This is a genomic window from Microbacterium sp. LWS13-1.2, from assembly GCF_040144835.1.
In the GTDB taxonomy this organism is placed as follows: domain Bacteria; phylum Actinomycetota; class Actinomycetes; order Actinomycetales; family Microbacteriaceae; genus Microbacterium.
Genome location: NZ_CP151632.1, coordinates 1,771,879 through 1,793,746 on the forward strand (window position 1 = coordinate 1,771,879; position 21,868 = coordinate 1,793,746).

At 69.9% G+C, this 21,868-nt stretch carries 21 protein-coding genes; 7 read left to right on the forward strand and 14 right to left on the reverse strand.

Going from position 1 to position 21,868, the window contains the following annotated elements:
* Nucleotides 1-37 precede the first annotated feature (37 nt).
* Nucleotides 38-745 (reverse strand): ThuA domain-containing protein, encoded by a 708-nt coding sequence (locus MRBLWS13_RS08480; RefSeq protein ID WP_349428598.1) that lies wholly within the window; start codon nucleotides 743-745, stop codon nucleotides 38-40.
* 180 nt (nucleotides 746-925) lie between these two features.
* Between MRBLWS13_RS08480 and MRBLWS13_RS08485 the strand changes: the two genes are divergently transcribed.
* Complete coding sequence (locus MRBLWS13_RS08485; RefSeq protein ID WP_349428599.1) at nucleotides 926-1,951, forward strand: LacI family DNA-binding transcriptional regulator; 1,026 nt, start codon at nucleotides 926-928, stop codon at nucleotides 1,949-1,951.
* Here the strand turns inward: MRBLWS13_RS08485 and MRBLWS13_RS08490 are convergent.
* Nucleotides 1,941-3,791, reverse strand: coding sequence for a beta-L-arabinofuranosidase domain-containing protein (locus MRBLWS13_RS08490; RefSeq protein ID WP_349428601.1), 1,851 nt, complete (start codon nucleotides 3,789-3,791; stop codon nucleotides 1,941-1,943). The genes MRBLWS13_RS08485 and MRBLWS13_RS08490 overlap by 11 nt on opposite strands.
* A 66-nt stretch (nucleotides 3,792-3,857) precedes the next feature.
* On the opposite strand from MRBLWS13_RS08490, the gene MRBLWS13_RS08495 reads away from it, so the two are divergent.
* Nucleotides 3,858-6,038: an alpha-galactosidase gene (locus MRBLWS13_RS08495; protein WP_349428602.1), complete on the forward strand. Its 2,181-nt coding sequence runs from the start codon at nucleotides 3,858-3,860 to the stop codon at nucleotides 6,036-6,038.
* Between the two features lie 35 nt (nucleotides 6,039-6,073).
* On the opposite strand, the gene MRBLWS13_RS08500 is transcribed toward MRBLWS13_RS08495, so the two are convergent.
* The 6 genes from MRBLWS13_RS08500 to MRBLWS13_RS08525 form a co-directional block, all read right to left on the reverse strand.
* Nucleotides 6,074-7,156: a Gfo/Idh/MocA family oxidoreductase gene (locus MRBLWS13_RS08500; protein WP_349428603.1), complete on the reverse strand. Its 1,083-nt coding sequence runs from the start codon at nucleotides 7,154-7,156 to the stop codon at nucleotides 6,074-6,076.
* Nucleotides 7,153-7,926: a ThuA domain-containing protein gene (locus tag MRBLWS13_RS08505; protein ID WP_349428604.1), complete on the reverse strand. Its 774-nt coding sequence runs from the start codon at nucleotides 7,924-7,926 to the stop codon at nucleotides 7,153-7,155. The genes MRBLWS13_RS08500 and MRBLWS13_RS08505 overlap by 4 nt, the downstream gene beginning before the upstream one ends.
* Nucleotides 7,923-10,241 (reverse strand): glycoside hydrolase family 3 N-terminal domain-containing protein, encoded by a 2,319-nt coding sequence (locus tag MRBLWS13_RS08510; protein WP_349428606.1) that lies wholly within the window; start codon nucleotides 10,239-10,241, stop codon nucleotides 7,923-7,925. The genes MRBLWS13_RS08505 and MRBLWS13_RS08510 overlap by 4 nt, the downstream gene beginning before the upstream one ends.
* Nucleotides 10,241-11,149 (reverse strand): carbohydrate ABC transporter permease, encoded by a 909-nt coding sequence (locus MRBLWS13_RS08515; protein ID WP_349428607.1) that lies wholly within the window; start codon nucleotides 11,147-11,149, stop codon nucleotides 10,241-10,243. The genes MRBLWS13_RS08510 and MRBLWS13_RS08515 overlap by 1 nt, the downstream gene beginning before the upstream one ends.
* The gene (locus MRBLWS13_RS08520; RefSeq protein ID WP_349428608.1) at nucleotides 11,149-12,111 is read right to left on the reverse strand and encodes a sugar ABC transporter permease; all 963 of its coding nucleotides are present in this window, start codon (nucleotides 12,109-12,111) and stop codon (nucleotides 11,149-11,151) included. The genes MRBLWS13_RS08515 and MRBLWS13_RS08520 overlap by 1 nt, the downstream gene beginning before the upstream one ends.
* A gap of 63 nt (nucleotides 12,112-12,174) precedes the next feature.
* On the reverse strand, nucleotides 12,175-13,449 hold the full coding sequence (locus MRBLWS13_RS08525; protein WP_349428609.1) for an ABC transporter substrate-binding protein: 1,275 nt from the start codon (nucleotides 13,447-13,449) through the stop codon (nucleotides 12,175-12,177).
* Nucleotides 13,450-13,715: 266 nt separating this feature from the next.
* Between MRBLWS13_RS08525 and MRBLWS13_RS08530 the strand changes: the two genes are divergently transcribed.
* From MRBLWS13_RS08530 to MRBLWS13_RS08540, 3 genes are all read left to right on the forward strand, one after another.
* Complete coding sequence (locus MRBLWS13_RS08530) at nucleotides 13,716-14,717, forward strand: LacI family DNA-binding transcriptional regulator (protein WP_349428610.1); 1,002 nt, start codon at nucleotides 13,716-13,718, stop codon at nucleotides 14,715-14,717.
* Nucleotides 14,718-14,817: 100 nt separating this feature from the next.
* Nucleotides 14,818-16,158 (forward strand): aspartate--tRNA(Asn) ligase, encoded by a 1,341-nt coding sequence (gene aspS, locus MRBLWS13_RS08535; RefSeq protein WP_349428611.1) that lies wholly within the window; start codon nucleotides 14,818-14,820, stop codon nucleotides 16,156-16,158.
* 76 nt (nucleotides 16,159-16,234) lie between these two features.
* Complete coding sequence (locus MRBLWS13_RS08540; protein ID WP_349428612.1) at nucleotides 16,235-17,116, forward strand: tyrosine-protein phosphatase; 882 nt, start codon at nucleotides 16,235-16,237, stop codon at nucleotides 17,114-17,116.
* 233 nt (nucleotides 17,117-17,349) lie between these two features.
* Here MRBLWS13_RS08540 and MRBLWS13_RS08545 read toward each other — a convergent pair whose 3' ends face one another.
* The 5 genes from MRBLWS13_RS08545 to MRBLWS13_RS08565 form a co-directional block, all read right to left on the reverse strand.
* Nucleotides 17,350-17,601 carry a glutaredoxin family protein gene (locus MRBLWS13_RS08545; RefSeq protein ID WP_349428613.1) on the reverse strand — a complete coding sequence of 84 codons (252 nt, stop codon included), beginning with the start codon at nucleotides 17,599-17,601 and terminating at the stop codon, nucleotides 17,350-17,352.
* A 13-nt stretch (nucleotides 17,602-17,614) separates the two neighbouring features.
* The gene (locus MRBLWS13_RS08550; RefSeq protein WP_349428614.1) at nucleotides 17,615-17,908 is read right to left on the reverse strand and encodes a rhodanese-like domain-containing protein; all 294 of its coding nucleotides are present in this window, start codon (nucleotides 17,906-17,908) and stop codon (nucleotides 17,615-17,617) included.
* An 88-nt stretch (nucleotides 17,909-17,996) separates the two neighbouring features.
* Nucleotides 17,997-18,095, reverse strand: coding sequence for an AURKAIP1/COX24 domain-containing protein (locus MRBLWS13_RS08555; protein ID WP_003792170.1), 99 nt, complete (start codon nucleotides 18,093-18,095; stop codon nucleotides 17,997-17,999).
* An 83-nt stretch (nucleotides 18,096-18,178) separates the two neighbouring features.
* Nucleotides 18,179-18,370 (reverse strand): helix-turn-helix domain-containing protein, encoded by a 192-nt coding sequence (locus MRBLWS13_RS08560; protein ID WP_163618319.1) that lies wholly within the window; start codon nucleotides 18,368-18,370, stop codon nucleotides 18,179-18,181.
* A 109-nt stretch (nucleotides 18,371-18,479) separates the two neighbouring features.
* A complete protein-coding gene (locus MRBLWS13_RS08565; RefSeq protein ID WP_349428615.1) occupies nucleotides 18,480-19,409 on the reverse strand; it encodes a TetR/AcrR family transcriptional regulator in 930 nt (309 codons plus the stop codon).
* A gap of 105 nt (nucleotides 19,410-19,514) precedes the next feature.
* Here MRBLWS13_RS08565 and MRBLWS13_RS08570 point away from each other — a divergent pair, with 105 nt between their 5' ends.
* Nucleotides 19,515-20,447, forward strand: a complete 933-nt coding sequence (locus MRBLWS13_RS08570; protein ID WP_349428616.1) for an ATP-binding cassette domain-containing protein — start codon at nucleotides 19,515-19,517, stop codon at nucleotides 20,445-20,447.
* Entirely contained in the window at nucleotides 20,444-21,250 is an 807-nt protein-coding gene (locus MRBLWS13_RS08575; protein ID WP_349428617.1) for an ABC transporter permease, read from the forward strand. The genes MRBLWS13_RS08570 and MRBLWS13_RS08575 overlap by 4 nt, the downstream gene beginning before the upstream one ends.
* Nucleotides 21,251-21,411: 161 nt before the next feature.
* Here MRBLWS13_RS08575 and MRBLWS13_RS08580 read toward each other — a convergent pair whose 3' ends face one another.
* Entirely contained in the window at nucleotides 21,412-21,822 is a 411-nt protein-coding gene (locus MRBLWS13_RS08580) for a metalloregulator ArsR/SmtB family transcription factor (RefSeq protein ID WP_349428618.1), read from the reverse strand.
* Nucleotides 21,823-21,868 lie beyond the last annotated feature (46 nt).

The window sequence follows — 21,868 nt, forward strand, 5'->3', positions numbered from 1 at the left end:
GAGACCGGACGCTCAGCGGGCGCAGGCGCCCGGATGCCTAGGCCGCCGCGCCGCGGCTCGCCCAGAGCATCCCTCTCTCGATGATCGTGCGCACGCTGACGTCGCGCAGGACCCTGAGATTGTGGCCCGGTGCGGCGACGAAGACCCGGCCCTGACCCCACTCACGCGTCCACACCGCGGGCGTGGTGACGGGCCGATGCCACGGACGGTGCGGCCGCACGGGAAGCGTGCTGGTCGCGAGCACCTCGTTGAGGTCGTCCGTGAGCACCCAGTACTGCTCGGTACGCAGCGTGAAGTCCTCGAGTCCCGACATGATCTCGTGCGAGCGGCCGATGTCAGTCACATCGACCGTGTAGCAGACCGTCTCGTCCGGGCGGTCCTGCTCCTGGGCATCGGCGCCGGCAGCCGGATGCGTGGCGAGCTGGCCGCCGATCAGCTGCAGGTAGTCGGATCTGTTGCGGTAGGAGTCGGCGATGCCACGGTGCCAGCCGGCGAGCCCGGTGCCCCGCTCGACCGCCTCGCGGAGTCCTCGCAGCGCCTCGTCGGAGATCTCGCAGCCGGTCACGCACTGCACGACGAGATCGATCCGCGCCATCTCCTCGCGGTCGGCGTAGATCGCGTGGGACTCCTCCACCCTCACGTCGAAGCCGTGGTCGTCCAGGAACGACCGGAACATCTCCGTCGCCTCGACGATTCGATATCCGTCGCCGCCCCCGCGGACGATGAGGGCGCGCCGCGCGCTCACGGCCGGACCTCGGTGCGTGCGACGCCAGGTCGGCGGCCCGTGCAGCGGGCTGCGGCCGGTCCGGTTCGCGGTCTCGTCATCATCGACTTCATCCCTCCACATCGACGGGCAGGTGCAACGTCGACAAACGATGCCACCGACGCATTGCCGGGCGAACGCAATTTGCGCAAAATGGGACCCATGCCACCCGCAGATCACGTCACCCTGACCGCCGTAGCCGAGCGGGCCGGGGTGAGCATCGCCACGGCCTCGCGAGCTCTCCGTGCACGCGGGGAGATGGCCGCCGAGACCCGCGCACGCGTGCTGCGCTCGGCGACCGAGCTCGGATACCGGCCCGCCGGGCAGGTGCGCGGGCGACCGCGGCGCGGCACGTCCCTGATGTTCGATCTGGTGCTTGGTCACTTCCACGACCCGTACACCGAGGAGATCACGGCGGGCGCGCGCACGACCGCCTCGCAGCTCGGCTTCGACCTCGTGCTCACGGCCGAACGGGAGGATCCCGCCGAGGACTGGCCCGCGCGGATCCGGTCGCGCGGCTCGGCGGGGGTCATCGTGGGACTCATCGTGCCGACCAGCACCCAGATCGCGGCAATGCGCCGCGCCGGCATCCCGCTCGTGCTGATGGAGCCTCCCTCCGAGGCGTCCCGCCCGCTTCCCAGCGTGCGGACCACCGATCGCGCCGGCGGCGAGGCCGCCGCTGAGCACCTCGTCGAGCGCGGCGCGCGTCGATTCATCGTCATCGGCGGCGCCCCTTCCTACCGGTACGGACGCGCGCGCGTCGAAGGCTTCGCGAGCGCGCTCCAGAAGATCGCCCCGGACGCCGAGTTCGTGCGGACGAGCGCCGACTGGAGCGCATGGGACGCCCGACGGGCATGCGCGCGCGCACTCTCCGAGCTCGGCGGCGAGGGGCCGGTCGGCGTGTTCGCCTGTTCCGACGAGATGGCGGCCGGCGCCTACCGCGCGATCTCCGACAGCGGACGAAGCATCCCCCGAGACGTCCTCGTCATCGGCTTCGACGATGTGCGCGGCGCCCGCTGGCTGCACCCCCCGCTTACCACCATCCGCCAGCCGATCCGCGAGATGGCAGCCGCCGCGGTGCACATCCTGGCCCGCGCCGCGGCGGGCGAGTCGGTGGAGACCGAAGCTGTGGTCATGCCGACGGAGCTCGTGGAGCGCGGGTCCACGCGCCTGACGCTCAGCGGCTGACCGTCGAGCGCACCGGGAAGTAGATCGAGAACCGCTGGTCGGTCACCTCGTGCAGCGGCAGGAACCGGATGGCGGCATCCTGGCCGATCGAGCGATACCGCACGAGCCATTGCGTCCACTGGCGCTCGTCGTCGGGCGCGAGCATCGTGGTGGGATCGCCGGCATCCCCGTGAAGGGCGACTTCGCGGTCGACGAGACCCGCGAGGACGACCGGCCCTTCGACGAAGGCCATCGTCGATGGCTCGTCGGGGATCGGGACCGCGCGCAGCGTCAGCGGGAACTCGAGGTCGACGCTGGTTTCCCCGCCCGGGTGATCGACTTCCAGCCAAGCGCCCGCTCGGCGCCATCGGGCGGACGTGCGCACGACGGGCTCACGGTCGGTCCATGCCGGCACACGGAGCCTCAGACGCACCGCGTCGGTTCCGTCGGATGTCACGGTGACGCGTGCCCGCAGCGCCCGTGGGCGGCGACGGTCGCCGCCGGGGCCGGCGTTCGCGTCCGGACCGACGTACCCGGCGTCATCGAGCAGCCGGATCTCGACGCCGACGGCGTGCCCGGCGACAGCCGCCTCGGCACGGACCGGCAGGTACTGCGCCACGGTCACGACGTCGTCCGCACCGGCGTATACGGCGAGCTGGGCGAGACGGGTGTGCGCCTGCACGAGAGTTCCGTGGCAGCACCAGAAGTCTTCGGTGGGAGTGCCCCATTCCTTGCGGCCACCGCCCTCAAGCGGGAGGAAGTAGGCCACCATCCCCGTCTCGGGATTCTGCTGAGCGAGCAGCCCGTTGTAGAGATTGGCCTCGATGTAGTCCAGCGGCCCGGCGGCACCGCTCCAGCGGAACAGAACGTCGGCGAGGCGAATCATGTTGTACACGACGCAGTGTTCCTGGGTCTTCGATCCGCGTCGCGCGGCGAACTCGAACGGCGGTGTCCAGATCTCGCCCGACGTCTGGCCGCCCGTGCAGAAGGTTCCCCGGCGGATCACCGCCCACTCCCAGTAGGCCTCCACGACCCGCCGCCACCGCTCATCCCCGGTCACTTCGTAGGCGCGCGCGGCGCCGAGCACCTCGGGGATGGTCGTGTTGGCGTGCATGTTGGTCAGAACGTCCTGGCCGTCCAGCAGTGGATCGAACAGCGACGCATGCCAGTAGCGGTCGAGCAGCTCCCGGTAGAGGCCGTCGCCTGTCGCCTCGAGCAGATCCGCCCAGACTTCGAGCATCCCGCCCGTCTCGACGTCCAGGATCTCCTGGAACCGCGCCGTGCCGAAGCCCCGTGCCCACTCTGCGATCGTTCCCGCCGCGCGATGCGCGATCGTCAGAGCCCTCTCGTCGCCCAGGTCGCGGTAGACGTCGATGAGACCCATGAAGGTCTTGTGGATCGCATACTGCGGCGCCCAGGTCTCCCGCCCCTCGCCCAGTCGGCGCAGGAACGACCGCGGTGTGGCGAAGACCCAGGCGCCGCCGTTCTCCTCCTGGCACTCGGCCAGGAGCCGGATGACGTTGTCGAGCTTGCCCCGGAGGACGGCATCGCCCGTCGCCGCCACCTCGCGTGCCGCCGCCGACATCCAGTGCCCGAGAAAGTGGCCGCGCAGGAGAGACCCAGGCGTCTCCCACCCCCAGTGACGGTCGAGTCCACGATCGGCATGCCCCTCTCGCGACGGATGCAGATGCCACAGCTGGTCGCCGATCCCCGCCTCGATGAGGTGGTTCTGCACCAGGTTGCGCTCGGTGAGCGAGACCAGATACTCGCGGTTGCGTCGCCGGCGCCGGTCGACGTCGCCGCTCGTCAGGCGCACCGCGCCGGGAGCGAGAGCGACAGCGGTGGAGGTATCGAGGGGCATGGTTCTCTCCTCTGAGATCGATCTCTGACTGTACCTCGCGATCGCCGACCCTGCACAATGGTTCTTATGAATGATGTGCGCATCGCCCACCTGTCGGCCGGCGACGTCTCGCTCGTGGTGGCCCAGCAGGCAGCGAGCCTGCCCAGGATCGTCCACTGGGGCGCTCGCATCGATGTGAGCGCCGATGATCTTCAAGGCTTCGTCATGGCGGAGGAAAGGCCCGGTCTTTCAACCGATTCCGATGTTCCATACTACGCGACGATCCTGCCGGAGCACAGCCGCGGCTGGTTCGGCCGACCAGGGCTGAGCGCGCATCGAGCGGGTGCCGCCTGGGCTCCCCGCTTCCACGCCGCGCCGATCCGAGTCGCCGGCATGCCCGTCGAGACGGGTGTGGCCACCGTCGGCGCGGGCAGCGTCGTCGTCGACGCACGCGACGACTGGGCACAGATCGAGCTCCATCTGGAGATCGATCTCAGCGCGAGTGGACTGCTGCGAACACGTGCTCTCATCCGCAACACCGGCGAGGACGAAGCCCCGCTCGAGATCGCCGAGGTGATGCTGTCGCTGCCCCTTCCGCTGCGTGCCGGCGAGGTCCTCGACTTCTCCGGACGCTGGGCTCACGAGCGGATCCCACAGCGGCATCCCATCGTCCGCGGCATCCACACCCGCCCCTCCCGCCGTGGGCGCACGGGCCTGGACGCCACGACGGTGATCGCCGCCGGCGTTCCAGGGTTCGCGTCGGATGCCGGCGAGGTGTGGGTCTGCCACGTCGGGTTCAGCGGGAATCACGAGCACGCCATCGAGCGCGGTGACGGCTTCCTCGCCTTCCGGGGCGGCGAACTGCTGCTGCCGGGAGAGATCCGGCTCACGACGGGCGAGGAGTACGTCACACCTTGGGTCTACGGCAGCTACGGCGACGGACTCGACAGTGCGGCGTCGCGCTATCACGACCACCTGCGCGCCAGGTCGCGGTCGTCGCGACGGGAGCGCCCGGTCACGCTGAACGTCTGGGAGGCGGTGTACTTCGACCAGGACCCGGCAACGCTCATCGATCTCGCCGAACGCGGCGCCGAACTCGGCGTGGAGCGGTACGTGCTCGACGACGGCTGGTTCCGCGGCCGCCGGGATGACCGCTCGGGGCTGGGCGACTGGACGCCCGATCCGGTGGGCTGGCCCGACGGCCTGCGGCCGTTGGCCGACCGCGTCCGACAGCTCGGCATGGAGTTCGGGCTCTGGGTGGAACCCGAGATGATCAACGAGGACTCCGACCTCGCCCGCGCGCATCCCGACTGGATCCTCCGCGCGCGACCGGAGCTTCCGCCGCGCTACCGGTTCCAGCAGGTGCTCGATCTGACGCACCCCGAGGCCTACTCCCACATCCTGGAACGGCTCGACGATCTCGTCACCTCGATCGGCGTGAGCTATCTGAAGTGGGACCACAATCGAGATCTCGTCGAGGCCGGTCACCCCGTGAGCGGCGCTCCTGCCGTGCACGAGCAGACGCTTGCCGTCTACCGGCTCATCGACGAGCTGCGGGCTCGCCACCCCGACCTCGAGATCGAGAGCTGCGCCTCGGGCGGCGGACGCGTCGATCTCGGCATCCTCGAGCGCACCGACCGCATCCATCCCTCGGACAGCCACGACCCGATCGACCGGTTCCACATCCTGCGATGGACCGGGCTCCTGGTGCCGCCCGAGATGATGGGCTCGCATGTCGCTTCGGCGGTCTCCAGCACGACGGGACGCACCTCCAGCCTGCACTACCGGTGCGCGGTCGCGCTGCTCGGCCACTTCGGGATCGAATGGGACATCCGAGGCCTCGAGGACGCCGACCGCGAGACGCTCTCGTCCTGGATCTCGCTCTACCGCAGGCACCGACGCCTCATCTCGACGGGGCGCGCCGTCGGCGGGCCTGCCGACCACTCCGCGCCCGCGGTACGAGGAGTCGTCTCGCCGGAGGGGACGGAGGCGTTGTACACCATCGTGACGCCGGCGACGAGCCCGGACGCCCTGGCGCGCGTGAGACTCACCGGCCTCGCTCCCGAGCGCCACTACCGGATCGCGGTGGACGCGCCGGAGTCGCTCGGACCCCCGTGGCAGGTGCCGGGATGGCTGGGGGCGCCGGGTCTCGACGAACACGGTCCTGCCCCCGTCCTGAGCGGCGCCCTGCTCAGCCGAGTCGGCCTGGAGTTCCCCACGTTCCACCCCGAGCGCGCCGCCGTGGTGCACCTGCAGGCGGCCGACTGAGGGTCACGGCGGCGGCGCGCACCGCCGAGCCGACGTCACCGCGGCGGGGCACCGCCCCACGACGCCACGAGGTCGGCGGTGTCGTCGTCACCGCTGCTGCGCGCCTCGGCCACGCACGCCGCCGCTGCCCGCGCGAACACCTCGTCGAGGAGCACCGGGGCGCCGGACCGCGCCGACGCGACGGCTGCCTCCACCATCGCAAGGCTCCAGATGTTCGCGTGGATCTCACCCGACGGCAGCGGCCCGCCGTCCAGCGCCTGCAGGAACTCGGCGAGGGCGGCATCGAGCCCTTCCACCTGCTCGACGGGCTGCAGCGTCTGCGGGACGTCGTGGGCGTCCTGCGCACGGACCGCCTGCTCGCCGTCCCACTCGACCGAGCCGCCCGCCGCGCTCGCGCGCCAGGCGCCGTTCCACGACGTGGTGAGGCCGTCGGCGCACCAGCTTCCGGAGTACGCGAACCTCGCCCCATCGGTGAAGCGGAAGACCGCCTGGGCAGCGGCACCCCCGCGATACCAGCTCCACGGCGGCGAGAACTCCTCGCAGTAGACGGACGCCGGCTCACTGCCGAGCACGTATCGCGCCTGATCGAACGTGTGGATCGCCATGTCGATGAGCAGCGGCGAGTCCATCTCATCGCGGAAGCCGCCGAAACGCGGGTTCTGGAAGAACGCGGCGTCGAGCTGGCCCGCGCCGCCGTACGCCGCCACGGCGTCGCGGAACGCGCGCAGACCCGCCAGGTGTCGCCGCGACTGGCTGGTCGCGAGGAGGACTCCCTGCTGTTCGCTCACGGCGGCGAGGGCGAGGGCGTCCGCGACCGTCGGGGTCACCGGCTTCTCGCTGAGCACCGGCACACCGGCGCGCAGCGCCGCTTCACTGACCGCCCGGTGGGCCTCGGGGATCGTGACGTTGAGCAGCATGCTCGGCGGCTCCACGGCGGCGAACGCCTCGGCGACCGTGGCGACGCACGGGACGTCCCAGCCCCGCTCGCGCGCCGCCGCCTGCGCGGCGGCGACCGAGACGTCCACCAACGCGCTCACGCGCAGATCAGGGCGTCGCTCGATCACGTCGATCCAGGCGCGGCCCATCCCTCCCGCACCGACGAGGACGACCTCTCTCATGTCAGCACCTCGCCGTTCCACTCGCGAGGCGTGTCGAACTCGCCCGTGCGGTGCATCGTCAGGTGCGGAAGGTCCCGCGGCCGGTCCTGGAACGCCCATCCGGCCGCATTGGCGAGGACCCGCTGGATCTCCGGCTGGTGGTAGACGGGGTAATCCTGATCGCCCGGAGAGAAGTAGAAGATGCGCCCGCGTCCGCGGGAGAAGGTCATCCCGGACCGGAACACCTCTCCCCCGCTGAAGCTGGAGACGAACACGAGCTCGTCGGGGGCGGGCACGTCGAAGAACTCGCCGTACATCTCCTGGGCGGGAATGACGATCGGATGCGGCACGCCGGCGGCGATCGGATGGTTCGGCGATACCGTCCACACCAGTTCGCGGTCATCCCCCTGCCGCCATCGGAGGCTGCACGTCGTCCCCATCAGGCGGATGAAGATCTTGGAGAAGTGCCCGGAGTGGAGCACCACCAGCCCCATGCCGCCGAGGACGGCGCGATGAACCCGCTCCACCACGGCGTCGTCGACGGCGTCGTGTCGCACGTGCCCCCACCAGAAGAGCACATCGGTCTGCTCCAGGCGCTCGGCGCTCAGGCCGTGCTCCGGATCGTCGAGCGTCGCCGTGTCGACGACGCTGTCGGGGCCGAGGAGCGAGCGCAGTCCGGCGGCGATCGTCTCGTGCATGCTGTCTGGGTACAGGCGGCGTGGCACCTCATCGTGCTTCTCATGGTGGTTCTCGCCCCACACCAGGACCCGGATGCCCCGCGTCTGCGTCATGCTGTCTCCTTCGCTTCGGTCGCGTCTACATCCCATGCCGTCCGGCCGGCCCGCGCCAGCAGGACGCGCCGGGGCCCCGCCAGACGCACGCGTGTCTCGATCGGACGCTCCGCCGCCGAAGGGCCGGCCGCGAGTACCGCGACGCCGGGCTCGACGGCGAGCCTGTTGTCCGTGCCCGTCGCCGCGAGCCGGGCGGCCTCGAGGGTGAACCGCACGGTGCGTCGCGCGCCGGCGGGGACCGGGATGCGCGCGAAGCCCACCAGCTGAACATCCGGGCGGACGATCGGACCGGAGGGGAAGGACGCATACAGCTGCACGACCTCGATGGCATCCGCACCGTCGTTGCGCACGACAACCGCCACCTCCGCGGCGCCGCCGGTCGGCAGCACTGCCGGCGTCTCGATGCTCTCGTAGACGATCCGGCCAGGCGTCATCCCGAAGCCGAACGGGAACAGCGGCGTGGGGTCGGCGACGGTGATGCCGCGGTTGTGGCGACCGAGAGGCGGCTGCAAGTACGTGCCGGTCGCCTCGGGAGAACGCGGGATCTGGACGGGGAGCCGCCCGCTGGGCGCGATGCGGCCGGAGAGCACGCCGGCGACGGCCGCCGCACCGTCCGCACCCGGGAAGAATGCCTGCACGATCGCTCCCGCCTCGGTGTAATCGCCGAGCGCGTACGGGCGCCCCGAGACGACGACGAGCACTGTCGGCGTCCCGGTCGCCAGCACCGCACGGACCAGGTCGTCCTGGCGGCCCGGCAGCCGCAGGTGGGGCGCGTCGCACCCCTCGCCGGACGTCCCGGCCCCGAACAGGCCGGCGACATCGCCGACGACGAGTACGGCGACGTCGCTGTCGCGGGCGAGCGCGACCGCTTCGTCGATCCGCACCTCCTCGTCGCCGACGATCTCGCAGCCACGCTCGGAGCGGACCCGGGCGTCTCCCCACTCAGCGCGCACGGCGTCCTCGATCGTCGGGATGTCGATGCCCGGGGCGTGGCCGGGGTACTTGGTGAGCACGTGATTGGGGAACGCGTAGCAGCCGAGCAGACTGCGGTACTCCGTGGCGGCGGGGCCGATCAGCGCGATCCGTCGCGCTTCGGCGAGCGGCAGCATCCCATCGTCCCTCAGCAGGATGATCGACTCCTCGGCGAGCGCCGCAGAGATGGCGCGGTTGCGCGGGGTGTCCAGCAGCACATCCTCCGCTCCGTCGGGCACGACGGGCCCGCGATCGAGCAGGCCGGCTTCGATCTTGTGGCGCAGGTGGCGCACCGCTGCGCGGTCGATGTCGCTCTCGTCCACGACACCTTCGCGCACGAGGCGCGGCAGGGCGGCGTACGCGACGGTCGAGGGCAGCTCCACGTCGACGCCGGCGCGGAGCGCGAGGGCACCGGCCGCGGGGCCGTCCGCGGCGACCCGGTGCATCGACACGAGGAAGGGCACGGCCCAGTAGTCGGCGACGACGGTCCCGTCGAAACCCCACTCGGTGCGCAGCACGCCGTCGAGCAGGTGCCGGTTCGCGGTGCTCGGGATACCGTCGACATCGGTGTACGAGGTCATCACGCTGCGCGCACCGCCCTGGCGCAGCGCCGTCTCGAACGGCGGCAGCACGGTGTCGGCGAACTCCCGCGGTCCCATGCTCACCGGTCCGTGATTGCGCGCGGCCCGCGACGCCGCGTATCCGGCGAAGTGCTTCAGGGTGGCGACGACGCCCGCGCCCTCCAGGCCGGCGACGTACGCTGCACCCAGCTGCCCGACCACATAGGGGTCTTCTCCCAAGGTCTCCTCGACCCGACCCCACCGGTAGTCGCGCACGACGTCCAGGACGGGGGCGAGGCCTTGATGCACGCCGATCGCGCGCATGTCGTCGCCGATCGCCCGGGCCATGTCGCGCACGAGCTCCTCGTCGAATGTCGCCGCCCACGCCAGTGGCGTCGGGAAAGCCGTGGCTCCGAACGCCGCGAGGCCGGTGAGGCACTCCTCGTGGACGAGGGCCGGGATGCCGAGCCGCTGGTTCGCCACGACGCGATACTGCAGCTCGCGCAGTCGTGTGACGCCCTCGCTCACGCTCACCGGCGCGGTGCCGAACACGCGCGTCAGCTGACCGAGCCCGTGGGCGAAGGGATCGGTGCCCTCGGTCGCTAGACCGCCCTCCAGGGTCGGGGCGAAGTCGTCGGCGGCATCCGTCAGCCAGACGGAACCGAGTTGGGCGACCTTCTCCTCGAGGGTCAGTTCGTCGACGAGCGCCTGCGCGCGCTCACGCGCGCTCAGCGTCGTGTCCCGCCATCGGCCCTGATCGATGACGTCGGCGTGCGCGCTCATCAGCCCTTGAACGCCCCATCCATGATGCCGGCGACCATTCGCCGGCCGACGAAGAAGAAGACGATGAGCAGCGGCAGCGTCGCCATGAAGGAGCCGCCCATCGTCAGCGCCAGGTCGATGGTGCGGTTGGCCTGCAGCTGCTTCAGTGCGATCTGCACCGTGAACAGCTCCGGCGACTTGAGCACGATGAACGGCCACATGAAGTCGTTCCACACCGCGGTGAAGGTGATGAGGCCCAGCACGAACGCGGCCGGCCGCACCACGGGGAAGCCGATGCGCCAGAAGATCTGCCAGCTGTTCGCCCCGTCGATCCGCGCCGCCTGCATGAGTTCGTCGCTCAGCGTCGTGGCCATGTGCTGACGCATCCAGAAGATGCCGAACGCGCTGGCGAGCCCGGGGACGATGATCGCCTGCAGGGTGTCGACCCAGTCGAGCCACGAGATGATCAGGTACTGCGGAATGACGCTGAGCTGCGCCGGCACCGTCATCGTCAGCAGCACGATCAGGAACAGCGCGTTGCGGCCGGGGAAGTGCATCTTCGCGAAGGCGAATCCGGCGAGCGCGCAGAGCAGCGAGGCGATCACCGCGATGGCCAGCGACACGATCACGCTGTTGAGCAGCGACTGGAAGAACGGGACGGTCTCGAACACCTTGGCGGCGATCTCGAAGAAGTTGAATCCCGGGTAGAGCCGCGGCGGGATCGAGGTGACCGCGGAGGCTCCCACCGATGCGATCACGAACATGTAGTACAGCGGGAAGACGCTGATGACGACCGCGACGATGAGCATGGCGTACACGGGCCAGGGCACGCGGCCCAGGCGTCCGCCGCGACGCGACGGTGTCTTCTCGGGCTGCGCGAGCGCCTCTTCGGGCGTCTGCGGAATGGCCTGGTCGATGACATCGGACATCAGCGTGCCCTCCGGGTGCGGGTGGTCAGGAAGAAGTTGATGAGCGAGACCACGACGACGATCACGAACAGTGCGACGCCGATGGCGGAGCCGTAGCCGAACTCGAACTGTCCGAAGCCCTGCTCGTAAAGGAAGAGGGCGAGCGTCTGACACTGCCGCCCGCCGCCGCACGTGAGACCCGACTCGGGGGCGACCAGCAGCGGTTCGGTGAAGATCTGCAGCCCGCCGATGGTCGACATGATGACCGTGAAGATGATGATCGGGCGCAGCGACGGGATCGTCAGGTGGATGAACTGCTGCCAGTTCGATGCCCCGTCCACCGAGGCCGCCTCGTACATCTCCCGCGGCAGCGCCTGGAGACCGGCGAGGTACAGGAGGGTGTTGTAGCCGAACCACCGCCACATCACCATCGACGAGATCACGATCCACGAGCCGACCTGCGAGGCGAGGAAGTTGACTTCGCCGATCCCGAACCACCCGAGCACCCAGTTGATCAGCCCGAAGTTCTTGTCGAAGATCTGCGCGAACACCAGCGCCGTCGCGGCGACCGAGGTGATGTAGGGCACCAGCAGCGCCATGCGGAAGAAGTTCGCGAACTTCAGCATGGCGTGGTTCAGCAGGTGCGCAAGGCCGAGCGCCAGGAGCAGCTGCGGAATCGTCGAGATGAGGAAGATGCCGAAGGTGTTGACGAACGCGTTCCAGAACCGGGGGTCCTGGACGAGCCGCTCGAAGTTCGCCAGCCCGACGAACGTCTGCTCGCCGATCGGGTTCCAGTCGAAGAGCGCGACATAGAACGTGAAGAGCAGCGGGAAGAGGCCGAAGATCGCGAACAGCACGAAGAACGGCGCGATGTAGACGTAGGGCGCGATCCGCTCCGCGAGCGGGTGCCGGATCTTCCGGGAGGGTGGCCGGTCTCCCCGGCGGATCTTCTGGACGGGGATGGCGGTGGCGGTGGCGGTCATCTTCCTGCCTCGGTCGGGGCGGTGGCCCGGCCCATGGCCGGACCACCGCTGGTCGGGTGGGGCTCAGCCCCCGATGGCGGCCTTCGCGCTGGCCACGCCGGTCTCCCAGGCGTCGGCCGGGTCGACGTTGCCGGCCTGCATGTCGACGAGCGCGTTGAGCAGGGCTCCGCCGATCGCGCTGGTGTCGGGGCCGTTGTAGAACGAGTTGAACTGCAGCACGGACTCGCTGATGGTGGCGCCGATGGCCGAGTCGCCGAAGAACGGGTCCGTGTAGCCCTTCACCTCGTCGCTCTCGAGCGCCGCTTCGGCCGCGGGGAAGGTTCCGGTCTGCGCGAAGTGCTCCGTCTGACCTTCCGGCGACAGCATCGTCTCGATGTACTGCCACGCCGCCGCCTTGTTGTCGGCACGGGCGGGGATGGCGATGACGCTGCCGCCCCAGTTGCCGCCGACACCCGGGATGGACGCGATCCGCCAGTCGCCTTCCGTGTCGGGGGCGTCGTTCTTGAGCCCGGACAGGATCCATGACGGCGCCGTGGTCACCGCGAAGGCGCCGTTGGCCTTGCCCGGCGCCCAGCCCGACGACCATGCCGGGATGTTGGCGCTGATGCCGGCGTCGTACGCGCGCACGGCGACGTCGAACGCCTCCTCGACCTGCGGGTTGGTGTCGAAGATGAGCTCGCCGTCCGGGGAGTAGTACTTCTCCGTGACCTGGTTGACGGTGGAGAAGAACACCGACGTCTCGACGTTGTCCACGAACGGCTGGCCCGTGGCAGCCGTGTACTGCTCGCCCATGGCGATGAAGTCGTCCCACGACGACCACATCTGCGCGACCTCCGCCGGATCCGTCGGCAGGCCGGCCGCTTCGAAGAGATCGGCACGGTAGGCGAAGCTCAGGCCCCCCACATCGGTGGGGATGCCGATCAGCGAGCCGTCATCGGCGGTGGCGGCGTCGACCGCCCAGTCCAGGTAGTCGTCGCCGACATCGTCGCCGCCGAGCGTGCGCAGGTCGACGAAGTTGCCCGGGTTCTCCACGAACTTGGGCAGATCGTCGTTCTGGATCATCACGAGGTCGGGGACGCGGCCGCCGGCGAGGGCCGCGGTCAGCGCGGTGGCGGTCTCGGTCGTGCTGCCGACCTCCGACAACTTCACCTTGGCGTCGGGCATCTCCTCGAGGTAGCGATCGACCGAGTCCTTCTGGCCGATGCCTGTGAACGACCAGAACTCGAATTCGGCGTCGGGATCGTCGGAGCCGGAGCCCGATCCTCCCGAGCATCCGGACAGCACCAGCGCGAGTGCACCGACTGCTGCGATGGGCAGGGCCAGTTTGCGACGATTCACAACAGCTCCTCTTCTTCGGGGACATGTGGCTGCGGGAGGTTTGGCTCCGATGCTGAGAGATCGATCTCTCAGCGATGGCCACAGTAGCCGCCCTACCGGGCCTGCGGCAACCCTGGAACGAATTCCCAGTGGCGCCCTGGTCGCACTCAGCCTCCACACGGGCTGATTTCCGCGCGTCCGACCCGCGGAACGACCCCCACCCATGCAATGATGGAGACGGCGAGAGAACGATCTTCTCCGTCATGCCCACGCTCACGGGGGGAGCCATGGTCAGACCCACCATCGTCGACGTCGCGCAGGCCGCGGGGGTCTCCCGCGCGACCGCCGCCCGCGTTCTCGCCGGCGCGACGAATGTGGACGCCGCGATGGCGGCGGCGGTCGAGCGCGAGGCCCGGCGTCTGGGTTACGAGACGAACTTCGCCGCGCGAGTGCTGCGGGGCGGACGCGCCGGGGCGATCGGCCTCGTGATCGCCTTCGACGAGCTCGGAAGCCTGAGCGGCACCTTTTTCACCGCCGTGCTGAAGGGCGCGGCCAAGGGACTGTCGGCGGGCGAGGTGCAGCCCGTCCTCCTGCCCGCCGACCATGAGGACCTCGACCGGATCCCCCGCTTCCTGCGCTCCGGCGCTCTCGACGGGGCGATCGTGATCCTGCAGCACGAGATCACGCACCTGGTCGAGCGACTCGCCGACTCCCCCGTGCCCATCGCGTGGGTGGGTCGCCCTCACGCCGACATCGGCCCGGATCCGATCGTCATCGATTCCGACAACTACGGCGGCGGCGTGCTGGCAGCGCGCGCTCTCGTCGAGGCGGGCCGTCGCTCGATCGGCATCATCACAGGCCCCCTCGATCTGGAGCAGGCACGTGAGCGCACACGCGGATGGACCGACGAGCTCGCGCGGCACGGCCTGACGCCCGGACCCATCGTGCATGGCGATTTCACGCTCGACAGCGGCACGGCCGCCATGGCGCGGCTGCTGCAGCGGGCGCCCGATCTCGATGGGATCTTCGCCTCATCCGACCTGATGGCCGCCGGTGCGATCCGGGTGCTCCAGGCCGCGGGACGCCGCGTGCCGACCGACGTCTCGGTGGTCGGATTCGACGACGTCCTCATCGCGAGCACATCCGATCCGCCGCTGACCACCGTGCGCCAGCCGCTCGAGGAGATGGGGCGGGCCGCGGCCGACACGCTGATCGCCACCATCCGGGGCCTGCCCGCAAAGAAGGTCCAGGTGCTGCCGACGTCGATCGTGCGCCGGGAGTCGCTCTGAGCGTGATGCTCACCCGCACCACTGTGCATCTGCCACGCCGTCGATGACTTCGGACGGCACCGACAGGCGGGGTGCGCAGCCCCACGTACACTTGTCCCTCGTGACTGAACGCGTTCTCGTCAACCAGCTCAAGGGCCTCGCCGACGGCCCCGTCTCCGTCTCCGGATGGGTCGAGACCGTCCGCGACCAGAAGAAGGTGCAGTTCGTCATCCTTCGCGACGAGACCGGGGCGGTGCAGCTGGTCAATCCGGCGACCCGGCCCGCCGAGGACGGTTCGGAACAGGATGCCGGTGCACTGGCCCTCACCGACCTCATCTCGAACCTCGCCACGGGCACCTTCCTGACGGTCACGGGTGAGCTCAAGCACGACGAGCGCGTCAAGCTCGGCGGCGTCGAGATCAAGATCGGCGCGCTGGACGTCGCAGCAGCCGCACTCCCCGAGACGCCCATCGCCGCCGACAGCGGCATGGACAAGCGCATGGACTGGCGATTCCTCGACCTCCGCCAGCGACGCAACAACCTCATCTTCCGGGTGCAGACCACGCTCGAGCACGCTCTCCGCTCGTACTGGATCGAGCGCGACTACATCGAGGTGCACTCGCCGAAGCTGATGGCCTCGGCATCCGAGTCGAACGCGGAGCTGTTCTCGCTGGAGTACTTCGGCGACCAGACCGCCTACCTCGCGCAGTCGCCGCAGTTCTTCAAGCAGATGGCGCAGGTCGCCGGCTTCGGCAAGATCTTCGAGATCGCCCCCGCGTTCCGCGCCGACCCCTCGTTCACCTCGCGCCATGCGACCGAGTTCACGTCGATCGACGCCGAGATCAGCTGGATCGACTCGCACGAAGACGTAGCCCGCATGCAGGAGGAGCTTCTGCAGACGGCGTTCCAGGTGGTCAAGGACAAGCACGGCGCCGAGATCGAGGAGCTGTTCGGCCTCGAGGTGCAGGTGCCCGCCATCCCGTTCCCGCGCATCCCGCTCGCCGAGGCGCGCGAGATCGTGAAGAGCCGGGGCTACGAGATCCCCCGCACCGACGGCGACCTCGACCCCGAGGGCGAGCGCCAGATCTCGGCGTATGTCGAGGAGACCTACGGCCACCAGTTCGTCTTCATCACCGACTACCACCCCGAGATCCGCGCGTTCTACCACATGCGCGACGAGGAGACCGGGCTCACCAAGTCGTACGACCTGCTCTTCAAGGGCGTCGAGATCACCACGGGCGCGCAGCGCGAGCACCGTGTCGATGTGCTGATCGAGCAGGCGAAGGAGAAGGGTCTCGAGCCCGAGCACCTCGACTTCTACTTCGACTTCTTCCGCTACGGCGCCCCGCCCCACGGCGGGTTCGGCATGGGTCTTGCCCGCGTCATGATGCTGCTGCTCGGGCAGGACTCGATCCGCGAGGTCACCTATCTCTTCCGCGGGCCGACACGCCTGGCGCCCTGATTCCGGATCCGCGTCCCGACGCGCCTGGCGCCCCGATAGCGGAGGCACGACCGCAGGAGTGTGGTAATCCTCGAAGGTGACGATCACCCTCGACGGACTCCAGAACTTCCGCGACCTCGGCGGCCTTCCCCTCGCAGCGGGCGGCAGCGTCCGCCCCGGCGTGCTCTATCGCTCGGAAAGCCTCAGTGGCTTGAGCGATGCCGGCGTCGCCGCGCTCTCGGCGAGCCCGATCGGCGTCGTCGCGGATTTCCGCACGCCGATGGAGCAGGCGAGCGCGCCCGACCGCCTGCCCGCCGACCGGGAGGTCGAAGTCGTCGAGCTGTCGGTCCTCGAGGGCGCACTGACCGGCGCCGCCGGCGAGGCGGCGACGACTGACGGCCCCATCGACACCGGCATGGCGAAGAAGATCCTCGCGGCTCTCCCCCGCCTCGGCGAGCTGTACGTCCAGATGCTCGAGCACGGCGCGGCCTCGTTCGCCGAGGCGGCGCGCCGAGTCGCAGCACCCGGGCTGAGCGAGGCGCGGCAGGACGTGGCTGCGCCCCAGGTCCCCGAGGCTCCGCGCAGCGCGCCGGTGATGGCTGGCGAGGGAGCGGGGACCGTCAATGGCCACGCGTCCGCGGTCCTCGTCCACTGCACGGCGGGCAAGGACCGCACCGGTGTCGCCGTCGCGCTCCTGCTCGACGCGGTCGGGGTGGACCGGGAAGCGATCGTCGCCGACTACGCGATCTCCGAGCGGAACCTCGCCGGCCCGTGGGCCGAGCGCATGCTCGCCGGCATCGAGCAGATGGGGGCGCCGCTGACTCCCGAGATCCGCGAATTGGTGACGGGAACGCCGCCCGCGGCCATCGAGCAGGCACTGGCGTGGCTCGACGAGCGCGGCGGCTCGGCGGCGTACCTGCAGTCGGGCGGTCTGGCCGACGCGGAGCTGAACGCGCTGCGCGGGCGCCTCGCCGGCTGAGCCGCGGCATCAGGTCGCACCTTCGTCGCCGGCCGCTCCTCATCTGAGGAACGTGGTCAGTGCGAGCGATAAGGCGTCATCATCCTCAGCTGAGGACCGGAGCCGGAATGCGGTCCACCCTCCGGCGTGTCGCCCCTCATCGGAGCTCACGTCCTCAGATGAGGACACGGATGTCGCTGGCTGACGCACCGATCGGCCGTCGTGAACGTGCGCGCGGGGACTGACGAGTGCGGTCAGCGCGCGGTGCTGAGCGCGGCACGCAGGCGGTCGGGCGACACGCGCCAGTGGCCGTGCAGCTCTCCGTCGATGAGCACCACGGGGATCTTCTCCCACCACTGCGCGTAGAGCGCGGGGTCTGCGGCGATCGAGAGCTCCTCGACGTCGACGGCGTCCTCGGGCAGCTCGGCCACGACCGTCTCGACGACCTCGCGGGCGACGTCGCACAGGTGGCAGTCCGGCTTGCCGATGAGGGTGATCGTGGTCACGCGGGCTCTGCCGTCACGCCTCGACCGGGTAGCCGGCGGCGATCCACTCGTTCGTGCCGCCGTCGACGTTGGTGGCGTCATAGCCACGCGCCTCGAGGGCCTCGACAACGCGGCCCGAACGGCCTCCGATCGCGCAGATGACGTCGAACGCGCCGTCGGGCAGTTCGTCGAGCCGGCTGCCGATCGCTGACATCGGGATGTTGACCGCCCCGGGCACGTGCCCGGCGGCGAACTCGTCGACCTCGCGCACGTCGATGAGCGGGGTGTCGGCGCGCTCACGCAGCTGCTCAACGGTGATGGACTTCATGTCGGCCTCTCGGGTCGCGGGCTCCGCCGGGCGGAGCAGGCATACACGAAGCGCCCGTCCGAAGACAGGCGCTTGGTGCGGATGCCGCTTACTTCTTGTTGCGGCGCTGGTGGCGAGTCTTGCGAAGCAGCTTGCGGTGCTTCTTCTTCGCCATGCGCTTGCGGCGCTTCTTGATGACAGAACCCACGGAAAACCTCACTATGTCGGGGTCTGGGCGCGGCGTGTGCGGCGCCCGGGAACGGGCAGTTACGGAAAATGCCTCGGATCAGTCTAGCCGACGTCGGCGATCGGCCGTTGCAGGGCCTCGGTGACGGCGGACTCGGGGACCCGGTAGCTGCGTCCGAAGCGGACAGCGGGCAGCTCGCCGGAGTGCACCAGGCGGTACACCGTCATCTTCGACACGCGCATGAGCTCGGCGACCTCGGCGACCGTGAGGAAGCGCACATCGGACAGTTCAGCCATGTCGATTCCTTCCCCAGGAGTGCTGCACACACTCTAGAACGCGCGGGACCGGCGTGTAAACACGGTGCCTGTGTGAACGGCTGTGACTTCTGTGGCGGATGAGGCCGGTTCACGCATCGGCGCGCTGGCGCGCCTTGCGGTCGTGCGCTTCGCGCGCGGCCAGACGTTCGAGCTTGCGCGCGTCGCGCAGCGCCTTCTCGGCCTGCCGCACCGCCTTCTGCGCCTCGCGGAACTTCTTGTCGTCGGCGATGTCGGCATCGTCGAGCGTGACCCACTGCTTGCGCTCGCCCCGCCGGCCCTCGGCTGCGGCGGCGATGTAGGCGGCGACCCCGTCGAGGCCGCGCTCCAGCGCGAAGGAGAACGGGTCCGAGTCGTCCAGGAACGCACCCGCCTCGATCGCGGCCCGCAGTGAGGGGTACGCCTCGGCGGTGATGAGCGCCCGGAACATCGCATCCTCGTTGCGGGCGATCGTGTCGCTGCCGACACCCTGCTCGCGTTCCACGCGCGCATACCCGGCGAGCACCGTGCCCGCCCAGTGCGCCGTGCCCGTGACCAGGAGCATCACGGCCAACCGCTCCTCGTAGGTCAGCGGCGTCTCGTCGAGCGCGCTGATCCCGGCATCCATCCACGCTGCGCTGTTGGGAGTGGCCGGAACGCCCGAGATCGGGATGTCGAGGACCCAGGGGTGCCGCAGGTAATGCTGCAGCTGCTCGCCGAACAGCGCCTCCAGGCGCTCACGCCAGCCGCCCGCCTCCCGCGTCGCCTCCGAAGGCGACCCGGTGGCCTCCTCCTGCATGAGCAGCACGAGGTCTTCTTTCGCGGTGACGTACCGGTACAGCGACATGGGCGTGAACCCGAGTTTCGCCGCGACCGCCGCCATCGACACGGCGCCCAGGCCCTCGGCATCCGCGATCTCCATCGCCGCCTCGACGATGCGCTCGACGCTCATCTCGCGCTTGGGACCCCGCTGCGGACTGGCGGCGACGCCCCATGCGAGGGCGATGCCCCGCGGAAGCTCGGGCTCGACGGCGTCGGTCATCCCGTCAGTCTAAGACTGTTTATGAGGTAAACAGTGTGTTACCGTCATAAACAGTTAATGCTGTACACAGTTTCGCCCATACACAGATCTCTGAGAGGAAGTCCCATGCCCGACCGCACCGCTCCGCCGGTCATCGTCGTCGAGGGCCTGCGAAAGACGTTCGGCCGCCAGCACGTGCTCGACGGTCTCGACCTCCACGTCGCCCGTGGCGAGGTCTTCGCGCTCCTGGGCCCGAACGGCGCCGGCAAGACCACGACCATCAACATCCTCACGACGCTCGTCCACCCCGACGCCGGCACCGCCACGGTCGCGGGCGTCGACGTGGCGCGTGCTCCCGAGCAGGTCAAGCGCCGCATCAGCCTGACCGGCCAGGCCGCCGCCGTGGACGACGTCCTCACCGGCACCGAGAACGTCGTCATGATGGGCCGCCTGTCGGGGCTCTCCCGGCGCTCGGCCCGCAGACGCGCCGCGGAGCTGCTCGAGCGCTTCGGACTGACGGATGCCGCATCCCGCCGCGTCGGCACCTACTCGGGGGGCATGCGCCGACGGCTCGACCTGGCGCTCAGCTTCGTCGTCACACCCGAGGTGCTGTTCCTCGACGAGCCGACGACGGGGCTCGACACCCGCAGCCGCCGTGAACTGTGGGACGTCATCCGCTCGCTCGCCGACGCGGGGACCACGGTCTTCCTCACCACGCAGTATCTCGAGGAGGCAGACCAGCTGGCCGACCGCATCGCCGTGCTGGACGGCGGCCGCGTGGTCGCCACCGGAACCGCCGCGCAACTGAAGTCCCGCATCGGCGGCGACACGGTCGAGCTGCACGACGCGCACGGCGAGCTCGTCCGCGAAGTCGCCACCGACGGCTCGGTGACCGGGCTGCGCCGGGCGCTCGACGTGCTCGACGAGTCGGGCGCCGAGGGCGTCGTCACGCTGCGGCGACCGAGCCTCGACGACGTGTTCCTCGCGCTCACCACCCCCGACGGCCGCGGCGAGCGCGCCGACGCCCGCCGGGCCGACACCATGAAGGAGATCGCATGACCACCGTGACCGCCTCGCCGACCCTCCCCGCGCTGCGTCCGCGGGTGACCGGCCTCACCGCCGAGGGTGTCTTCGTCGGGCGCAGCCTTCTGCACTCGCTGCGCGACGGCGAATCGCTGCTGATGGCGATCCTGCTGCCGGTGATGCTCATGCTGATGTTCACGTGGGTCTTCGGCGGGGCGATCGACCCCACCGGCGACTACGTCAACTACGTCGTGCCGGGTGTGATCCTCACGTGCGCCGGCTTCGGCGCCGCATCGACCGCCGTCTACGTCGCGGGCGACATGAAGGCCGGCATCATCGACCGGTTCCGGACGATGCCCGTGCGCGCGAGCGCCGTGCTCACCGGACACGTCGTCGCAAGTCTGCTGCGCAACCTGTTCGCGACCGCGATCGTGATCGGCGTCGCACTGCTCGTGGGGTTCCGTCCGACGGCGGGCCTGTGGGGCTGGCTCGGCGCCGTCGCGGTGATCGCGCTCTGGATCCTCGCGATCACGTATCTGTTCGCGGCGATCGGGCTCGCCTCCGGCAGCCCCGAAGGCGCCAACGGCTACGGGTTCATCATCCTGTTCCTGCCGTATCTCTCGAGCGCGTATGTGCCGGTCGACACGATGCCCGAGTGGCTCCAGGGCGTCGCGGAGTACCAGCCGGTGACGCCGATCATCGAGACGATCCGCGGCCTCCTGATGGGAACGCCCGTCGACGACACCGTCGGGTGGGCGATCGCCTGGTGCTTCGGGATCCTCGTCGTCTCGTTCGTCTGGGGTGCCTGGCTGTTCCGCCGCAAGGCCGGGCGCCGGTAGAGCCCGTCCCGCTGCGCGGGGACATCCTCCGGGTGGGTCCGGTCGTTGAGCGAGCTTGCGAGTCGAAACGCAGATGATGAAACGCCCGAGCAGACGACAGAGGTCGACTCGGCGCGTTTCGTCTCGTCGCTGCGCTCCTCGCTCAACGACCGGACGACGAATCAGCGGCCGGGGAGGCGCTTGAAGGCGTTCTCGAGAGCGTGCTTGGCCGAGGCGGCGGCCCGCCCGACGACTTCGGCCGCATGGGCGGCGGAGTCGGGCAGCGCCACGGCCACCCCTTCGCCGGCCTCGCCGCCGTCGCCGTCGAGGAACGGCACGAGCCAGTCGTCGACCTCGTCCAGCGGTGCGGCCGAGAGGCTGTAGTAGCGGTGCTGCCCCTCCTCGCGCACCGAGACCAGGTGCGCCTCGCGCAGCACCTTGAGGTGCTTCGAGACCGTCGGCTGGCTGGCGCCGAGCTCTGTGACGATGTGCGACACGCTGGTGCCGCGCTCTCCGGCGGATGATCGATCGAGCAGCAGTCGCAGGATGTCGCGACGTGTTCCGTCCGCGATCACGTCGAAGATGTCCGCCATGTGCTCAGATTAGTCGGGAGCCCCGCGGAGTACCATGACTGGGGTC

What these genes read in the sequence shown, in the direction of transcription:
- MRBLWS13_RS08560 (WP_163618319.1), bottom strand. Translation starts at nt 18,370, where the DNA reads ATGGCTGAACTGTCCGATGTGCGCTTCCTCACGGTCGCCGAGGTCGCC.
- MRBLWS13_RS08580 (WP_349428618.1), bottom strand. Translation starts at nt 21,822, where the DNA reads ATGGCGGACATCTTCGACGTGATCGCGGACGGAACACGTCGCGACATC.
- MRBLWS13_RS08485 (WP_349428599.1), top strand. Translation starts at nt 926, where the DNA reads ATGCCACCCGCAGATCACGTCACCCTGACCGCCGTAGCCGAGCGGGCC.
- MRBLWS13_RS08550 (WP_349428614.1), bottom strand. Translation starts at nt 17,908, where the DNA reads ATGAAGTCCATCACCGTTGAGCAGCTGCGTGAGCGCGCCGACACCCCG.
- MRBLWS13_RS08505 (WP_349428604.1), bottom strand. Translation starts at nt 7,926, where the DNA reads ATGACGCAGACGCGGGGCATCCGGGTCCTGGTGTGGGGCGAGAACCAC.
- MRBLWS13_RS08500 (WP_349428603.1), bottom strand. Translation starts at nt 7,156, where the DNA reads ATGAGAGAGGTCGTCCTCGTCGGTGCGGGAGGGATGGGCCGCGCCTGG.
- MRBLWS13_RS08530 (WP_349428610.1), top strand. Translation starts at nt 13,716, where the DNA reads ATGGTCAGACCCACCATCGTCGACGTCGCGCAGGCCGCGGGGGTCTCC.
- MRBLWS13_RS08570 (WP_349428616.1), top strand. Translation starts at nt 19,515, where the DNA reads ATGCCCGACCGCACCGCTCCGCCGGTCATCGTCGTCGAGGGCCTGCGA.
- MRBLWS13_RS08495 (WP_349428602.1), top strand. Translation starts at nt 3,858, where the DNA reads ATGAATGATGTGCGCATCGCCCACCTGTCGGCCGGCGACGTCTCGCTC.
- MRBLWS13_RS08510 (WP_349428606.1), bottom strand. Translation starts at nt 10,241, where the DNA reads ATGAGCGCGCACGCCGACGTCATCGATCAGGGCCGATGGCGGGACACG.
- MRBLWS13_RS08565 (WP_349428615.1), bottom strand. Translation starts at nt 19,409, where the DNA reads ATGACCGACGCCGTCGAGCCCGAGCTTCCGCGGGGCATCGCCCTCGCA.
- MRBLWS13_RS08520 (WP_349428608.1), bottom strand. Translation starts at nt 12,111, where the DNA reads ATGACCGCCACCGCCACCGCCATCCCCGTCCAGAAGATCCGCCGGGGA.
- MRBLWS13_RS08575 (WP_349428617.1), top strand. Translation starts at nt 20,444, where the DNA reads ATGACCACCGTGACCGCCTCGCCGACCCTCCCCGCGCTGCGTCCGCGG.
- MRBLWS13_RS08515 (WP_349428607.1), bottom strand. Translation starts at nt 11,149, where the DNA reads ATGTCCGATGTCATCGACCAGGCCATTCCGCAGACGCCCGAAGAGGCG.
- MRBLWS13_RS08490 (WP_349428601.1), bottom strand. Translation starts at nt 3,791, where the DNA reads ATGCCCCTCGATACCTCCACCGCTGTCGCTCTCGCTCCCGGCGCGGTG.